This is a genomic window from Paracoccus kondratievae, from assembly GCF_009301415.1.
GTDB lineage: Bacteria > Pseudomonadota > Alphaproteobacteria > Rhodobacterales > Rhodobacteraceae > Paracoccus > Paracoccus kondratievae.
Window position 1 is genome coordinate 775,491 of the sequence record NZ_CP045072.1, and the last position, 16,760, is coordinate 792,250.

The window sequence follows — 16,760 nt, forward strand, 5'->3', positions numbered from 1 at the left end:
CAGATCTGGCGAGCCTGCCGGAGCAGGCCCGCATATCTCATTCCGCGGGTGCGAGTTCCGGCCGATGGTGCGGGGCAGCACCGCTCTCCACCTGCGCGGGGGGGCGGAAGGTCTTGAGCCGGAGCGCATTGCCGAGCACGAAGACGCTCGACAGGGCCATGGCGCCGGCGGCGAAGACCGGTGACAGCAGGAGGCCGTAGGCCGGATAGAGCAGCCCGGCGGCAACGGGGACCAGAGCCGCGTTGTAGGCGAAGGCCCAGAACAGGTTCTGCCGAATGTTCCCAATCGTCGCCTTGGACAGTGCGATTGCGTTTGGCACGCCTTGCAGACTCCCCGACATCAGCACCACGTCGGCGGCCTCGATGGCAATGTCCGTTCCGGTGCCGATGGCAAGACCGACATCCGCTTCAGCCAGCGCCGGAGCGTCATTGATGCCGTCGCCGACGAAGGCAACCTTGCCATGCTCAGCCTTGAGGCGACGCACCGCGTCGACCTTGCCGTCCGGCAGGACTTCCGCCACCACCTCGTCGATCCCGAGGCGCTTGGCGATAGCTTCGGCCGTCCGCTTGTTGTCGCCGGTGATCATCGCAACCTTGAGGCCGAGATCGTGCAGCGCTTTAATCGCCGCAGGTGTCGTCTCTTTGATCGGATCGGCCACGGCGATGATCGCCGCGAGTTTGCCCTCAATCGCCGCATAGAGCGGCGACTTGCCCTCATTGCCGAGACGTTCGGCAACCTTGGCGAAGCCTGCCACGTCATGGCCGAGTTCGGTCATGTAGCGGTCTGCGCCGATCTCGACGCGCTTGCCACCGGCCAAGGCCCTGACACCGAAACCCGTCACCGATTCGAAGTTCGACACGGCCGGCAGCGGAATGTCCTCCCCTGCGGCCGCATCCACGATCGCACGGGCAATCGGATGCTCCGACTTCGCCTCGACGGACGCCACTAGACCGAGGACATCCGCCCGGTCGAAACCCATGGCCAGTTCCAGATCGGTGAGTGCCGGCTTGCCTTCGGTCAAAGTGCCCGTCTTGTCGACTGCGACGACCCTTGCGTCCTTGAGCAATTGAAGCGCTTCACCCTTGCGGAAGAGCACGCCCAACTCCGCCCCCCGGCCAGTGCCCACCATGATCGAGGTCGGCGTCGCCAGACCCATGGCGCAGGGGCAGGCGATGATCAGCACGGCGACGGCATTGACCAGCGCGAAAGTGAGCGCGGGCGACGGCCCGAAATAGAGCCAAGAAGCGAAGGTCAGGGCCGCGACGGCGAAGACCGCCGGCACGAACCACATGGTCACCTTGTCGACCAGCGCCTGGATCGGCAGTTTCGATCCTTGCGCTTCCTCGACCATGCGGATGATCTGCGACAGTACGGTGTTGCCGCCGACCGCAGTTGCACGGATGGCGAAGGCGCCCTTCTGGTTGACCGTGCCGCCAACCACCTCGCTGCCCTGCTTCTTGGAGACCGGGATCGGCTCGCCGGTGATCATCGATTCGTCGACATAACTCTCGCCTTCGATGACCTCACCGTCCACCGGGACGCGATCGCCGGGCCGAACCTCGACAATATCGCCGGAAACGACCGAACCGATCGGCAGGTCGACCGTCTTGCCGTCCCTGCGCACACGTGCCGTTTTTGCCTGAAGGCCGACGAGACGCTTGATCGCCTCGGATGTCCGGCCTTTGGCACGCGCTTCGAGCAGCCGCCCGAGCAGGATAAGCGTCACGATCACCGCGGCGGCCTCGAAATAGACGTTTACCGTTCCGGCGGGGAGTAAGCCGGGCGCGAAGGTCGCGACCAGCGAATAGCCGTAAGCGGCCAGCGTGCCAACTGCGACCAGCGAGTTCATGTCAGGGGCGAGCCGCCCAAGTGCCGGAAGCCCCTTGTCGTAAAAGCGAATGCCCGGAACGAACAGGACGATGGTTGTCAATACGAATTGGATGTACCAATTCGTCTGCATGCCGATGGTCGAGGCGATCAGGTCATGCATGCCCGGGATGACGTGTGAGCCCATCTCCAGGATGAAGACCGGCACCGTCAGCACCGCTGCGAGGGTGAAATCTCGGGTCAGTTCGCGGCGTTCTGCTTCCTTCTTCGCGGCGCGATCATCGGTCTCTACTTGGGCGGCCCCGGATCCTGCCGCGATCACCGTGGCGTCATAGCCCGCGTTTTCGATTGCTGCCACCACTACAGCGGCGTCGGCAGTTCCCTGGACCGTGGCCTTCTCGGTTGCGAGATTGACGACGGCGTTAGTGACGCCTGGCACGGCCCGGAGGGCCTTTTCGACACGACCCACGCAGGAGGCGCAGGTCATACCCTCGATCGCCACCTCGAGCGAGGCCGCCGCCGGCGCGGAGAAACTTTCCGGAACCTCATACCCTACATCCTTCACGGCCTTGACGAGCGTGGCTGGATCAACCGGCTTGTTCGTAGTGATGCTCGCTTTTTCCGTTGCCAGATTGACGATCGCATCGGCGACGCCTGGCACGGTCTTGAGGGCTCTTTCGACACGACCCACGCAGGAAGCGCAGGTCATCCCTTCGATGGGGAGTGATATCGTTCCAGACAGGTCTGTTGCTTGAACGGGAGCATTCATAGCCGCCTCCTTTTCTTGTCCTGAATTCCAGCTCGGACAGAAGATGGGGCTTCCAACCATGGGAAGGTCAAGAGATGAGAACGAGAAAAATCGCTATTGACCTTCCCATGGTTGGAAGCCCCACATTTGGCAACGTTAAGGTAAGACAAGGAGATTTCTCATGGAACTCAGAATCGAAGACATGACCTGTGGTGGCTGCGCAAAGTCCGTTAGACAGGCAATCCTGTCGATTGATCCGAACGCGAGGGTCACGACCAATCCCGAGGCGCGCACGGTCGTGGTCGAGACGACTGCTACCCAGGCGGCACTTCAGCAGGTCCTTGATGAAGCCGGTTATCCCGCGACCACAAAAACGCCGGGCACGGCCTTGAGAACCTTATGATCAGAGCAGAGCCATGAACAAACTCACCCCGATTTTTATCGCCGGCGCGCTAGCTGTTGCCGGCGGTCTCGCCTACGCGCAATCGCAGATTGGCGAACAAGAACAAGGAGCAACCATGAAACGCAGTGAACATGCCGGTCACGGCGCAAGCACGCCTTCCGACAATCCTGTCATTCGCGCCTACCAAGATGTCAGCGACAAGATGCACGCCGATATGGCCATAGAGCTCACGGGTGATGCAGACGAGGATTTCATGCGCGGCATGATCCCGCACCACCAGGGTGCGATCGATATGGCGCGCGTCGTGCTCGAACATGGAACGGATCCGGAAGTCCGTAAGCTCGCCGAGGGCGTGATTACTGCCCAGGAAGGCGAAATCGCCATGATGCGCGAATGGCTGGCAAAACGCGGTCAGTGACAACCGGGAGCGGCTCTCAGGAGCCGCCTTCCTCCATGAAAAATGCATACGACATGGTTGGGCGGCGTCGCCGTTGACTGTCAAACGACCGAAAGGAAGACGATCAATGCAAAGGCGTACTTTTCTGGCAAGCCTTGGGGGCCTCGCCGCGGCCGGTCCTGCAATAGCTCAAGAGCACGATATGGGCGGCATGAATGGCCACGGTAATCATGCCGTGCCCCCCACAAACGCCAACCCGGTTTTGCCGGAGGGACATCCGCTCAAGGAACTGCCACGCCTGTCCAATCAGTCGGCTGCGCCGGGCGTATTCAAGGCAAAGCTCGCAGCAGAACCAGGCACCATGCGGTTCGCCGAAGGGCTCGATACGCCGGTGCTTCTCTACAACGGCACCAATCCCGTAATCGAAGCACGTGAGGGTGACAAAGTCGAGATCAGCTTCAAGAACGGAATTCCAGGCGAACCTACGACGATTCACTGGCATGGCATGCCGGTGCCGGCCGACCAGGATGGCAATCCGATGGACCCCGTAGCATCGGGTGGTGACCGTATTTATGCGTTTGATCTGCCGGAAGGCAGTGCGGCACCTTACTGGTTCCATCCCCATCCTCATGGTTTGACCGCCGAGCAGGTTTACCGCGGGCTCGCTGGTGTCTTTCTGGTCAAGCCAAAGGACGATCCCATCCCGTCGGAATATGGCGACACGATCCTCATGCTCACCGATCTCAGGATCGCCGCCGACGGGACAATGCCAGAAAGCACGATGGCTGATCTGATGAACGGTCGCGTTGGCGATCATGTGCTCGTTAATGGGCAGAAGAACCCGACGATGGCTGTTGCAGTTGGAGAGAAGCGTCGCTTGCGCCTTTTTAACGCGACGAATGCGCGATTCCTACGGCTCAAGTTCGAGAATGCGAGCATGACCGTCATAGGAACGGATGGTGGCCTAATCGAAGCCCCTGTCGCCGTCGATGAGCTGCTGCTCGCGCCGGCCGAACGCGCTGAGTTGATTGTTTCTTTCGACAAGCCGGGAATGGCCATGCTCACGACGCTCGAATATGAGCGCGGCTGGATGGGGCCGGGTAAGCCGAACGAGGCCGACATGACCCTGTTGACGACACACGTATCAGATGCGCTGGCAAGCGTAATACCTCCGTTGCCGGCAAAGCTACGCACTATCGAAGCTCTTGAGAATCCGGTTGTCACGCGTCGTTTTGTGCTGACTGAATCCATGGGCGGTATGAACCATAGTAACATGTCGATGCAGGGCATGGATCACTCCAACATGTCGATGTCTTCCAACAGCATGGAGATGAAGTTCCTGATCAACGGTGCCAGCTTCGACATGAACCGCATAGACGTCGTTTCGAAAGTCGGACAAGTCGAACTTTGGGAAATCGTCAACGAAGCGGATATGGACCATCCGTTCCATGTGCATGGGACGCAGTTCCAGATAATCGAGCACGAGAAGGACGGAAAGGTCACCAGGCCAACCTATCGCGCATGGAAGGATACCGTGAACATCGTGGCCGGAGAAACGGTTCGGATTCTGCTGCGCCAGGATCTGCCGGGACCACGCATGTATCACTGCCATATCCTCGAGCACGAACAGCTCGGAATGATGGGTACGATTGACGTTCGAGCCTAAGTTTTGGATCGGCACATGAAACAAAGGCCCGCCGCGAAAATAATCGCGGCGCGTTAATTTGGCTACATGGCTCTGTTGTGGCGTCGCACCGCCGGCTCCTGCTTTTCAGGGGCACATATTCCGCCGCGGGGCGCCGAGACGAAGGCTTGCCTTCTCGTGCCCTAGCGCCCGCCGACAGCCATTGATTATTTGATTCGGGAAAGCCGCCGGTCACGCTTCCTTAGCGGATTTCCGGCAGCTGAGGCGTTCCGCATGCTGTTCCTACTAAGCTGAGCCGAACTCCTTCCGACCCGAGCGCATCGGAGAAATCAGCTTTGCTGATGGCCGGATCAAACCCTTGATGAAACACGTCAAGAGCTCCTTCTGAAAAAATATTCCCCAGGCCTTGACCTTCCCATGGCTGGAAGCTGCACCTTCCAAAAAAAGTCACCGCCGTCTCACGCTGTCCGGTGGCGTACCCTTATGAAGGAGAACGATAATGAGCAGCAAAGCCACCACCCTGTTCCTGACCGGAGCGGTCATCGCCGGTGGTACTCTTGGCACTGTCTATCGCGACGAGGTTAGACCCTACGCCGAAAATCTACTGGCGCTTGTTTCGTCGACTGCCGTATCACAAGCCGCTGCGCAGTCGGCTCAAACGCCTGCCCCACAGGTCACTGTCGCCGAAATCATCACGCGCAATGTCGCGCCGTCCGCAGAGTTCACCGGCCATCTCGAAGCGACCAAGTCCATCGAACTGCGTCCGCGCGTCGGCGGCGCAATCGACGCCGTCAGCGTTCCAGAAGGCGGCCTTGTGCGACCGGGCGATCTTCTCTTCCAGATCGACCCGAGACCCTTCCAGGTCGCCCTGGACGCAGCCGAGGCACAGTTGCAGCAGTCAAAGGTTCTGCTCGACCAGGCCGAGATCGATTTCAAGCGTGCCGAGATGCTGGTTCCGAATGGGGCCGTGTCACGCAAGACGTTTGATGACGCGCAGGCAGCACGCCGTCGGCGCCAAGCCCAGGTGGAAATCGCCAAGGCTGCCGTTGCGGCCGCGGAACTTGATCTGTCGTTCACGCGCGTCACGGCACCGATTGCCGGGCGCGTTGATCGTGTTCTTGTCACGGAAGGCAATCTCGTCACCGGTGGCAATGCAGGGGCTGCGACCCTGCTCACCACGATCGTCTCGACCGACTCGCTCTATGTCTATTTCGATATCGACGAAGCCACCTATCTCGGATTCGTCGCTCGTGCACGCGCATCAGACTCGGGGAGGGTTGGCGGCAAGCTTCCGGTGCAGGTCGGTTTGATGACCGATACGGGCTTCCCACACGCCGGCGAACTCGACTTTCTCGGCAACCGTGTCGACCGGAGTACGGGAACGATCCGCGCCAGGGCGGTTGTCAAGAACCCGGATGGCCGGCTGACGCCTGGCCTCTTCGCACGAGTGAAGCTTGTTACCGCCGAACCGGCTCAGACCGTACTCATCGACGAACAGGCAATCGGTACCGACCAGGGACGCCGCTACGTTCTGGCTCTCGGAGCCGAGAACAAGGCTGAGTACCGACCGGTTGAACTGGGGCCGATGATCGATGGTTTGCGCGTTCTCTCCAGCGGCGTCAAGCCAGGCGAGAAAATTATCATCAAGGGGCTGGTGCGCCCCGGAATGCAAGTTGACCCACAGACGGTTTCGATGTTGCCGGGCCAATCCGTCGATGGCGGCCGGGCGGCGGCTGCATCGCAGGAGGCGCATCGATGAACATTCCACGCTTTTTCGTTGACCGTCCCATCTTCGCGGTCGTCCTGTCCGTGTTGATGCTGATCGGCGGAGGCCTGACGCTCCTGAAACTGCCATTGAGCGAATATCCGCAGGTGACCCCGCCGACGGTACAAGTCACCGCAAGCTATCCAGGCGCCAGTCCCGAAGTGATTGCAGAAACGGTTGCCGCGCCGTTGGAGCAAGTGATCAATGGCGTCGAGAACATGCTCTATATGAGCTCGCAGGCGGCGACCGATGGGCGCATGACGCTGACGGTGACCTTCCAGCAGGGCACCGATCCCGACATGGCGCAAATCCAGGTGCAGAACCGCGTCTCGCGCGCGCTTCCGCGTCTGCCGCAGGAGGTTCAGCGTATCGGCGTCGTGACGCAGAAGACCTCGCCCGACATCCTGATGGTCGTGCATCTCGTGTCGCCCGACGATCGCTATGATCCTCTCTACCTGTCGAACTTCGCCACGTTGCAGGTACGCGACCAGCTTGCGCGCCTGTCAGGTGTGGGTGACGTGCTCGTCTGGGGTGCTGGCGAGTATTCGATGCGGGTCTGGCTCGATCCGGCCAAGGTGGCAGCGCGCGGTCTGACCGCCTCAGACGTGGTGGCGGCAATTCAGGAGCAGAACGCCCAGGTGGCCGCAGGCTCGGTTGGTCAGCAGCCAGAAGCCTCGGCCGCGTTTCAGGTCACGGTCAACACGCTCGGCAGGCTTTCCAACGAGGAGCAGTTCGGCGACATCGTCGTCAAAACGGGCAGCGATGGCCAGGTTACCCGTTTGCACGATGTTGCCCGTATCGAGCTCGGCGCAGACGCCTACGCGCTGCGCAGTCTTCTCGACGGCAAACCGGCGCTGGCAATGCAGATCGTCCAGAGCCCGGGCGCCAACGCACTCGACGTGGCAAGTGCTGTTCGCGGCACCATGGAAGAACTGCGGAAAAGCTTTCCCGAGGGAATAGAATACCGCATCGCCTACGATCCTACCGTCTTCGTCAAGGCTTCTCTGGAGGCCGTGGTGATGACGCTGCTTGAAGCCATCGTACTGGTCGTGATCGTCGTCGTGCTCTTCCTGCAGACATGGCGCGCTTCGATCATCCCTCTGGTCGCGGTACCGATATCGTTGGTCGGTACATTCGCGCTTATGTACATGTTCGGTTTCTCGCTGAACACATTGTCGCTGTTCGGCCTCGTGCTTTCGATCGGGATCGTGGTCGATGACGCCATCGTGGTCGTCGAGAATGTCGAGCGTCACATCGCGCTTGGCGAAACGCCGAAGGAAGCGGCGCGCAAGGCCATGGACGAAGTGACCGGGCCAATCATTGCCATTACGTCCGTTCTGTCGGCGGTGTTCATTCCGTCTGCATTCCTGTCCGGCCTGCAAGGCGAGTTCTATCGCCAGTTTGCTCTCACAATTGCAATCTCGACCATCCTGTCGGCGGTCAACTCCCTCACTCTCTCTCCGGCGCTTGCAGGCGTGCTCCTAAAACCGCACCACGGAGAGGTGAAGCGTGATCTCCTGACCCGGGTTATTGATGGTCTGTTCGGCTGGTTCTTCAGGCTGTTCAACCGCTTCTTCGACATGGCTTCGAATGCCTATGTCTGGTCGGTGCGACGTGTTGTGAGGCTGAGCGCGCTCGTCCTGCTCGTCTATGCTGGTCTGCTGGGCACGACATGGATGGGGTTCCAGTCCGTACCCAGCGGATTTGTCCCAGCCCAGGATAAATACTACCTCGTCGGCATAGCCCAACTGCCTACCGGAGCATCCCTCGACCGGACCGAGGCGGTCGTCAAGGAAATGTCGGAGATCGCGCTCGCCGAACCGGGCGTGGAAAGTGTCGTCGCTTTCCCGGGTCTTTCGGTCAACGGCATGGTCAATATTCCCAATGCCGCCGTTATGTTCACGATGCTCAAGCCCTTTGACGAACGCAAGGACCCCTCGATGTCTGCTTTCGCCATCGCAGGCCGCCTGATGGGCAAGTTCAGCCAGATACCTGATGGTTTCGCCGGCATCTTCCCGCCGCCACCGGTTCCAGGCCTCGGCTCGACCGGTGGGTTCAAGATCCAGATCGAGGATCGGGCGGGGCTTGGCTTCGAGGCACTTGCCGCGGCGCAGGGCGCGATCATGGGCAAAGCGATGCAAACACCGGAACTCGCTGGCATGCTTGCAAGCTTTCAGGTGAATGCGCCACAGGTGCAGGTGGATATCGACCGGGTGAAAGCCAAATCGCAGGGGGTGCCGCTCAACACCATCTTCGAAACGTTGCAGGTCAACCTTGGCTCTCTTTACGTGAATGACTTCAATCGCTTTGGCCGGACCTATCGCGTGGTGGTCCAGGCGGATGCGCCATTCCGCATGCAGCCGGAAGACATTGGCCGACTGAAGGTGCGCAACGCGGCGGGAGAAATGATCCCATTGTCGACCCTGCTGACGATCAAGCACAGTTCGGGGCCTGATCGCGTCATGCATTACAACAGCTTCCCGTCGGCTGATATCAGCGGTGGCCCGGCGCCCGGCTACTCGTTTGGGCAAGCGACTGCAGCCATAGAACGGATCGCGTCGGAAACGTTGCCGCCCGGCATGGCCTTCGAGTGGACCGAGCTTGCCTATCAGGAGAAGCAGGCTGGAAACACTGCAATGTACATCTTCCCGCTGTCGGTTCTGCTCGCGTTTCTCATTCTCGCGGCGCAGTACAACAGCTGGTCGTTGCCGTTCGCTGTGTTGCTGATCGCGCCAATGGCATTGCTTTCGGCAATCGCCGGGGTCTGGTTCACTGGCGGCGACAACAACATCTTCACGCAGATCGGCTTTGTGGTGCTGGTTGGCTTAGCCGCCAAGAACGCTATCCTGATCGTGGAGTTCGCGCGAGCGAAGGAAGATGAAGGCGTCGATCCATTGAATGCCGTGCTTGAAGCAGCCCGGCTTCGCCTGCGGCCGATCCTGATGACATCACTCGCATTCATCGCCGGTGTCGTTCCACTTGTCATCGCAACCGGCGCCGGCGCCGAAATGCGGCATGTCATGGGCATTGCCGTATTCGCCGGCATGCTCGGCGTCACACTCTTCGGCCTGCTCCTGACGCCAGTCTTCTACGTCGCCGTGCGGAAACTCGGGCAGCGACGCGAGAAAGGCCAAAGCGGCGACGGGGCGGTCCTGGAACAGCAACAATAAACAACAGCGATCGCATTCAGTCGGGTCACATGACCGGATGACCGAGTGCGATCGCTCCCAGGATCAAAATCAATTCAGATGCGCTGGAAGACTAATCACAGCGGAACACGCCACGCTGCCCATATTCAACCTAGCGTAGATCTAGTGAGAAACTTTGTGAAAACCATCAACTATGCTGCGCCGTTCGCATTGTTACTTCTTGCGGGCTGCGTCACCGGCCCCGATCATAAAACACCACAGATTGCCTGGCCGGGAACGTTCGGGGAAGGCTCTACGGTCAGCAATGACGAAGTCGCGCTGGCTGCATGGTAGAATGCATTCGGCGATACGCGCCTCGATCGCTACGTCGCCCCGGGACTGAAACAGAATTTAACGGTGAAGCAGGTGATCGAGAGGATCAATCAGGCACAGGCCGATGTCATTGTTGCTGGCTCTGGATCTCTTCCCAGCCTGATAGCATCCGCCAGCAACACCACCAGCGAGCAGGAGGGCAGTCTGTTCAACGCCGATCAACCCATGAAGAACGTCACTGCCGGCGGACTTGGCGTCAGTTGGCTTGTCGACTTCTTCGGGCAATATCGTCGCGCAAAAGAAAGTGCTTCCGCGTCGCTCGATGCGGCCTATGCGAGCGTTGATATCCAGCGCCTGGCATTTCGCAATCCCGCCTCGCCAGGGTTCCCCGAACCAGTGGCGGAACCTGGCTCGATCTGGCGAAGTGGCAGCCCCAACAGAACCCGCACCATCAGGCAGAATTGGGTCGCGGCATCGCTCAACACCGGCGGTCGGCCGTTGCGACCGACCTTCGGCGCGGGCCACGTCATGTCCCGGTCCAGCCAGATCAGCAGGGAACCGCGCCGCTTCAGGGCCTCGTTGCAACTCCTCCAGTCCGTCGTTCGAGAGCGGGCAGGGGCAGGTCCCGTCATCTCAGACCGTTAACCCGTGGATTACTCCTGTGAAGCCTGATCGGGCGCGACTTCTCAGACAACGCCCTTTGTCAGTGCCTTGGTGCCTGCCCGTGCTGGCGTAATGCCTTCAGGAAGAGGGCCGCGGCTTCGGGTTGACTGATATGTGCCTAAGCCTTCCCAATGATACGTGCCTGGCTCTTGATTCCGTTGCGCACCCCCCACCAGATCCCGGCCCGTAGGAGCAGGAACTCAAGCAGGATGATACCGACAACCGCCCCGATAATAATCGGACGATCACCTCCGTTAAACTCTCGGGTGAGTTGCTGCACCTGTTCCAGGGCCGATACCAGCAGCGCGACGATGCCAAGCTGAATGGCTACGGTTGCAATCGTCAGCAGCAGAGCCAGCTTCCATTTTCGTGCGGATGAAGGATCGGCCTTTTCCCGATTATACCAGAACGTCCCGGTGATGACGGCCGAAACCACCATCAGGATAATTCCCATTGAATTGTTGTCCGGGAATGGTGTGTCGAAATAGGCCTCGACTACATAGGCCAAGATATAAAAAAGGCTGACCCCCCCCGATGAATGTGCCCAGATAGACGACCAGTAGCATTAACAGGGAAGTAGGGCGCGGCACAGAAGCAGTTGCCATGAAAAACCTCACGAGGGAAAACCTGTAAAAACTACGCGCACAAATTTGTGGCAAAGCCAAGATGCGTCTTCGATCAAGATACTGAATGATTTTGCGCAGGCGAATCTGGGGCAGGTGGATGTGGCCCGTCCCGGACCTTTTCTCTGCTGTTGAGGAGAGTTCGGCATGCTTGAAGACGGACAATGAAGCGAACGAGATTCGCAGGCGAACAAATGCTGGATCTGGCCGTGATGAAGGGGTTTGGTTCAAAGATGGTGTGCAGGCGCAGGGTATTTTGTTCCTCTGCCAGTGCACAAGCCGTTTCGACCACCTTGATCCCGTGATCTTGGACCGGCAGACGCAGATCGGCTACCTCCCCTGCCTTTGCCAGCTGCGTAATGCGCCCTGATCCGGTCCATGGCCTCAGGCAATTGCCGGTCCACCAAGTGAGCGCCGTCGCGTAGGGCACCGGGCTTGCGATCCGCCAGGGTGCCCTTCAGCCGGGGCAGATCGTGCTGGGTCTATTCAGCTCGCCGTTCAAAAAGGGCTTGCCAGACATTTATGATGCATCATATATCATATGGGGTGGGAGGAGAGATCATGAAGCTTATTTCTATCTTGGCGCTTGCGGTGTGCACGACGCTGCCAGCCTTTGCGCAAGAGGCCGCGTTCCTTGCGCAAGCTGCCGGGCATGAGGCACCGTTCAGGATTGGCTATTCCAATGGCTTCATCGGCAATGCCTGGCGAGCGCAGCATATCAGCGACATTGAGGAGGTCTCGCGTGAGCTCAAGGCTGACGGTGACTTCGAGGGTGTAGTGATCGTGAACTCGACCAGCGGCACCAGCGGTCAGATCGCGCAGATCAACTCGCTGATCGCTCAAGGGGTCGATGCGCTGGTCGTCAATCCAGTATCCGGCGAACCGCTGAAGCCGATCCTGGCGCGCGCCGCTGCGGCGGGGGTGTTAGTCGTGGTCGTGGATAACCCCATTGATTTGCCTCAGGTGCTGAACGTGCCGCTGAACCATACGCAATATTGGCAGATCGAGACGGAATGGCTGGTCGAGACCATTGGCGACAAGGGCAACATCGTTGCTATCGAAGGTCTGCCCGGAGCCACAGCCAGCGACTGGCGTGTGCGCGCGCGTGATGCCGTGTTGGAGCGGCATCCCGACGTGAAGCTTTTGGCCTCGGTTTCGGGGGGCTGGGATCAGGCGCAGGCGCGTGAGGCGATGGCGGGCCTGCTGGCCGCGCATGGCGATGCCATTGATGGCGTGCTGATCCAGGAGGTGATGAACGAAGGAGCTTTGCGCGCCTTTACCGTTGCCGGAAAGCCTTTGGTGCCGCTGACGGGTGACTATGTCCATTCGTTCCTAAAGCTGTGGAAGGAAACACCGGAGCTGCAAAGTATTGTCGTGGCGAACCCACCCGGTGTAGGTGCCGATGCGGTGCGTATTACAGCCGAGCTATTGCGCGGCAACAAGTTGAAGGATGGGGTGCTTGAACCCAATCCGCTGAATCCCGATCTGCCCAATGCGCTTGTCATCTCTGAACCCTACGTGATCGAGCGCGAGGCGAATACCCAGCGGTCCTGGTGTAGCGAGGCGACGAAATGCATCTCGCTGGACGAGGCGCTGGAGCTGCTCAAGGGCAAATCCGACAGCCATTCTCTCGACAGCTACATGTCGGCTGAGGAGATTCGCGCGCGCTACTTCCAGAATTGATTGCCCGATGCCTGTGACGGGCAGTTCTGTTCCGGCACCGGCATCGTGAACCGCTGCGACAGGGAGGAGACATGTCGCTGATTATCCAGAAGGTTACCAAAACTTACGGCCCGGTCACCGCCGTCAATGAGGTGTCCCTGTCCGTCGCGCCGGGTGAGTGTCGGGCGCTATATGGTGGCAACGGTTCGGGGAAAAGCACGATTGCGAATATGGTTGCCGGGGTGGTGGCACCAGACAGCGGTCGAATCGAGATCGACGGCAGGCCGCTAGAATCCGTCACTCCCCGATACGCGCGGGCGTTAGGGATTGGCATCACCTTTCAGGAACTTAGCCTGATGCCCGCGCTTAGCGGGGCCGAAAACGCCTTGTTGGGTGATCTGCCGGTTCGGGCGGGCCTGCTGCTCAATCAGGATAAGATGCGCGCACGGGCGGCAGAGCAGCTTGCCCCTATCGGGCTGGATCGTCTTGCAGCGTTGCGTGTCGATCTGTTGCAGACCGGGCAGAAATACCTGTTGGAATTGGCCAAGGCTCTGTATTTGCGCCCGAAATACATAATCATTGACGAGTTGACGACGACGCTGCATGCCTCTGAGGTCGAGCTGTTTTCTCGTCTGCTGAGCTGGCATCTGGTTCAGGGCGGCGGCGCGCTGTTCGTGTCGCACCGCTTGGATGAACTGCGGCGGTTTTGCTCGACCATCTCGGTTTTGCGAAACGGTGAACTGGTCGCTGAGGGGGCCTTGGCTGATGCCTCTGACCGGCAGCTCATCGAATGGGCCGGAGGGGCAGAGCAAGCATCTCCGGTTCCGGTCACACAGGATCGCGAAGCAGAAACGGCGCTGAAGGTCCTGAACCTGCGCCTGGATCCTGTTTCCCCGCCGTTGAACCTGCACTGTGGCAAGGGTGAGATTCTGGGCTTGGGCGGTTTGCCGGGGCAGGGGCAAAAGGCGCTGCTGCGTGTTTTGGCCGGACTTGGCAATCCCGCTGGTCCTGTTGAGCTAAAGCTAAATGGCAGGGATTTGCCGCTGGCGTCGCCAGTGGCCAGCGCGGCCGCAGGTGTGGCCTTTGTCACCGGCGATCGGGATGAGGCTGCGATGGGCATACGCAGCATTCGTGAGAATATGATTGCTCCATTCCTTGCCCGTCCTGGCGCCTCCATCCCGAACAGAGATGCTCTGACGCGGGCGCTGGCCCGGCTCTCGACGCGTTATGCCGGCCTTGATCGCCCGATCAACTCGCTTTCCGGCGGGAATCAGCAAAAGGTTCTGGTCGCGCGCTGCCTCCTGGCTCAGCCAGCCCTCTTGGTCGCCGAGGATGCCACGAAAGGCATTGATGTGGCCGCGCGTGCCGATGTTCATCGCCTGCTGCGCGAGATGGCGCAAGAGTGGGGAACGGCAGTTCTGGTCACCTCCTCGGACGATCTGGAGCTGGTCGAGCTTTGCGACCGGGTGCTGGTCATGGAGGGACAGTCGGTTCGGGCCGAGCTGAGCCGCCGCAAAGGCAACCTCAGCGTCGACAACCTTGTCGCCGCCTATATGACGCAGGAGCAAGCGGCATGATCCCCGCCGAGACAATCCGTCCGACACCCATCTGGGCGCACTCCGCCTTTCCTGCACTGGTTCTGGTGACGATCAGTATGGGACTGGCGCTGGTTCTGAATCCTGGTCTTCTGTCCCCTTTCGGGCTGATCGGCTGGTCGGCATCGCAGATCGGTCTGTGGATCGCGGTGCTGGCGCAGGCAATGGTTATCATCGGGCGCAGCATTGATCTGTCCGTTGGTGCCGCGATCAGCCTTTTGAATGTGGTCGCTGTTACATTGGCCGGGCTGGGTTGTTCGACACTTGCGGTGATCGCGCTGGTGCTGTTGGCGGGACTGGCCGTCGGGACGGTAAATGGACTGCTGGTAGGATATCTGCGACTGAATCCGTTGCTTGCCACTTTCAGCATGTCGTTTGTCCTGCTGGGGCTGGCCTTGCAGATCCAGCCCGCTCCCGGAGGATCGGTCGCTTTTGAAGCCGTCGCGGTGATGAATGGCGCCACTTGGGGCTGCCCGAACGCACTTGTCGCGCTGGGGCTGATGCTGCTGTTGTGGCGCGTGCTGACGGCTAGTCGCTTCATGTTGCTTTTGCGGGCCGTCGGCTCTGATCCAGCTCGGGCATTCAATTCTGGTGTGCCCGTTGGCAGAGTGCGCGCGCAGGCTTTCGCCATTGCCGGGATCATCAACGCGGTCGCGGCGCTGTGCCTGACCTACGCGGTCGGTTCGGGCGATCCGTTGCTGGCGCAACCATACACGCTGCTTACCATTGCCGGGGCAATCATCGGCGGTGTGTCGCTGGCCGGAGGTGAGGGCACCGGTCCTGGGGCGGTTCTGGGGGTCATGTTCATTGGCATCGCGGCCGAACTGGCGCTGGGCGCGGGGGTTTCACCGTTCTATCAGCAGTCGATCGTCGGGCTGATCCTGCTGCTGGGGTTGGTCGGCGTGGTGCTGTTTGGAAACTGGACCCGGCGTCTGCGGCGCGAAGCCATCATCAGAAAATTGCAACTCAGCCAAAAGGCCGCGTGATGTCCAGTCTGACCGGAACCGATATGCCGCAACGCTTGTCTCTTGCCGCGAGTTTGCGAGGGTTGCCCCACGCAGCGCCGCTGGCCGTCATCGCCGGGTTATGCCTTGCCGGCGCCATGATCAATCCGGGTTTTCTGACTCAGGGCAATATCGTGGGCGTCCTTGCCGCGGCCGCCATGCTCGCACTTGCCAGCGCCGGGCAGACGCTGGTGATCCTGTCGGGTAATCAGGGCTATGACCTCTCAGTCGGCTCGGTCATGACGATTTCGGCGTTGCTCGTGTCGGGGATCGCCGGAGCATCCGACGCGGCCTTGCCGCAGGCCGCGCTGCTTGCGCTGGCGGTAGGTGCCTTGGTTGGGTTGCTGAACGGGCTGGGTGTGCATTTTCTGAAGCTCTATCCGTTGATTGTCACGCTGGGTGTCTCATTCGCGGTCGAGGGGATCGGCCTTGTCTATGCCCAGACCCGAGCTCCCTCGCTGCCGGGATCGGTGCTTGAGACGCTGGGCGTCGGCAGTATCATGGGCCTGCCTTGGGTGGTTGTCATGGCCTTGCTGGTGGCGCTGGGGCTAACGCTCATGCTGCGCCGGTCTCGTTTTGGCCAGATGTTGTATATGGTCGGTGCAAACACCCGTGCGGCACGGGCAGCGGGGGTGCCTGTGGCCCGCATCCTTATCGGAACCTATTTGCTGAGCGGCCTGCTGTCGGCCTTTGCGGGCATCCTGCTTTATGGCTTTGCGGGCAGCGTCAACCTGTCGCTGGGCGCCCCCTATACCATGATGTCGGTTACGGCCGTCGTCATTGGTGGTGCCTCTTTGGCCGGGGGGCGGGGCAGCTATATCGGCACCTGCCTGGGTGCACTGATCTTTGCCGTCCTGACCAACTTGCTGATTTCATTTGGGTTTGGGGTTGCGCTTCGCTACGTCGTCAGCGGCCTGGTTTTGCTGGTCGTGCTTTCCGTGACCTCGCGCGAGAAGTTTTGAGGAGG

At 60.3% G+C, this 16,760-nt stretch carries 12 protein-coding genes and 2 pseudogenes; 11 read left to right on the forward strand and 3 right to left on the reverse strand.

What is annotated here, in order from left to right; translation table 11 throughout:
- Window positions 1-37 precede the first annotated feature (37 nt).
- A complete protein-coding gene (locus F8A10_RS03990; RefSeq protein ID WP_152366749.1) occupies window positions 38-2,596 on the reverse strand; it encodes a heavy metal translocating P-type ATPase in 2,559 nt (852 codons plus the stop codon).
- Between the two features lie 160 nt (window positions 2,597-2,756).
- Here F8A10_RS03990 and F8A10_RS03995 point away from each other — a divergent pair, with 160 nt between their 5' ends.
- The 7 genes and pseudogenes from F8A10_RS03995 to F8A10_RS21325 form a co-directional block, all read left to right on the forward strand.
- Window positions 2,757-2,978, forward strand: a complete 222-nt coding sequence (locus F8A10_RS03995; RefSeq protein ID WP_152366750.1) for a heavy-metal-associated domain-containing protein — start codon at window positions 2,757-2,759, stop codon at window positions 2,976-2,978.
- A 13-nt stretch (window positions 2,979-2,991) separates the two neighbouring features.
- Window positions 2,992-3,396, forward strand: coding sequence for a CopM family metallochaperone (gene copM, locus F8A10_RS04000; protein ID WP_152366751.1), 405 nt, complete (start codon window positions 2,992-2,994; stop codon window positions 3,394-3,396).
- 106 nt (window positions 3,397-3,502) lie between these two features.
- Window positions 3,503-5,041: a multicopper oxidase family protein gene (locus tag F8A10_RS04005; RefSeq protein ID WP_152366752.1), complete on the forward strand. Its 1,539-nt coding sequence runs from the start codon at window positions 3,503-3,505 to the stop codon at window positions 5,039-5,041.
- A gap of 478 nt (window positions 5,042-5,519) precedes the next feature.
- Entirely contained in the window at window positions 5,520-6,779 is a 1,260-nt protein-coding gene (locus tag F8A10_RS04010; RefSeq protein ID WP_152366753.1) for an efflux RND transporter periplasmic adaptor subunit, read from the forward strand.
- Entirely contained in the window at window positions 6,776-9,955 is a 3,180-nt protein-coding gene (locus F8A10_RS04015; RefSeq protein ID WP_152366754.1) for an efflux RND transporter permease subunit, read from the forward strand. The genes F8A10_RS04010 and F8A10_RS04015 overlap by 4 nt, the downstream gene beginning before the upstream one ends.
- A gap of 156 nt (window positions 9,956-10,111) precedes the next feature.
- Window positions 10,112-10,267, forward strand: coding sequence for a hypothetical protein (locus F8A10_RS21320; RefSeq protein ID WP_227493411.1), 156 nt, complete (start codon window positions 10,112-10,114; stop codon window positions 10,265-10,267).
- Between the two features lie 72 nt (window positions 10,268-10,339).
- Window positions 10,340-10,549, forward strand: a pseudogene (locus F8A10_RS21325) (hypothetical protein); the annotation flags it as partial.
- A 113-nt stretch (window positions 10,550-10,662) separates the two neighbouring features.
- On the opposite strand, the pseudogene F8A10_RS04025 reads toward F8A10_RS21325, so the two are convergent.
- A pseudogene (locus F8A10_RS04025) lies at window positions 10,663-10,878 on the reverse strand (transposase); the annotation flags it as partial.
- A 149-nt stretch (window positions 10,879-11,027) separates the two neighbouring features.
- Window positions 11,028-11,417 carry an ABZJ_00895 family protein gene (locus F8A10_RS04030; protein ID WP_227493412.1) on the reverse strand — a complete coding sequence of 130 codons (390 nt, stop codon included), beginning with the start codon at window positions 11,415-11,417 and terminating at the stop codon, window positions 11,028-11,030.
- A 676-nt stretch (window positions 11,418-12,093) separates the two neighbouring features.
- On the opposite strand from F8A10_RS04030, the gene F8A10_RS04040 reads away from it, so the two are divergent.
- From F8A10_RS04040 to F8A10_RS04055, 4 genes are all read left to right on the forward strand, one after another.
- Window positions 12,094-13,215, forward strand: coding sequence for a substrate-binding domain-containing protein (locus tag F8A10_RS04040; RefSeq protein WP_193668152.1), 1,122 nt, complete (start codon window positions 12,094-12,096; stop codon window positions 13,213-13,215).
- 71 nt (window positions 13,216-13,286) lie between these two features.
- The gene (locus tag F8A10_RS04045; RefSeq protein WP_152366758.1) at window positions 13,287-14,771 is read left to right on the forward strand and encodes an ATP-binding cassette domain-containing protein; all 1,485 of its coding nucleotides are present in this window, start codon (window positions 13,287-13,289) and stop codon (window positions 14,769-14,771) included.
- A complete protein-coding gene (locus F8A10_RS04050) occupies window positions 14,768-15,775 on the forward strand; it encodes an ABC transporter permease (RefSeq protein ID WP_152366759.1) in 1,008 nt (335 codons plus the stop codon). The genes F8A10_RS04045 and F8A10_RS04050 overlap by 4 nt, the downstream gene beginning before the upstream one ends.
- Window positions 15,775-16,755 (forward strand): ABC transporter permease, encoded by a 981-nt coding sequence (locus F8A10_RS04055; protein ID WP_152366760.1) that lies wholly within the window; start codon window positions 15,775-15,777, stop codon window positions 16,753-16,755. The genes F8A10_RS04050 and F8A10_RS04055 overlap by 1 nt, the downstream gene beginning before the upstream one ends.
- Window positions 16,756-16,760: the final 5 nt, after the last annotated feature.

Bases quoted from the DNA above. Each gene is read 5' to 3' on its own strand.
- F8A10_RS03990 (WP_152366749.1), bottom strand. From the start codon at position 2,596: ATGAATGCTCCCGTTCAAGCAACAGACCTGTCTGGAACGATATCACTC.
- F8A10_RS03995 (WP_152366750.1), top strand. From the start codon at position 2,757: ATGGAACTCAGAATCGAAGACATGACCTGTGGTGGCTGCGCAAAGTCC.
- copM (WP_152366751.1), top strand. From the start codon at position 2,992: ATGAACAAACTCACCCCGATTTTTATCGCCGGCGCGCTAGCTGTTGCC.
- F8A10_RS04005 (WP_152366752.1), top strand. From the start codon at position 3,503: ATGCAAAGGCGTACTTTTCTGGCAAGCCTTGGGGGCCTCGCCGCGGCC.
- F8A10_RS04010 (WP_152366753.1), top strand. From the start codon at position 5,520: ATGAGCAGCAAAGCCACCACCCTGTTCCTGACCGGAGCGGTCATCGCC.
- F8A10_RS04015 (WP_152366754.1), top strand. From the start codon at position 6,776: ATGAACATTCCACGCTTTTTCGTTGACCGTCCCATCTTCGCGGTCGTC.
- F8A10_RS04040 (WP_193668152.1), top strand. From the start codon at position 12,094: ATGAAGCTTATTTCTATCTTGGCGCTTGCGGTGTGCACGACGCTGCCA.
- F8A10_RS04045 (WP_152366758.1), top strand. From the start codon at position 13,287: ATGTCGCTGATTATCCAGAAGGTTACCAAAACTTACGGCCCGGTCACC.
- F8A10_RS04050 (WP_152366759.1), top strand. From the start codon at position 14,768: ATGATCCCCGCCGAGACAATCCGTCCGACACCCATCTGGGCGCACTCC.
- F8A10_RS04055 (WP_152366760.1), top strand. From the start codon at position 15,775: ATGTCCAGTCTGACCGGAACCGATATGCCGCAACGCTTGTCTCTTGCC.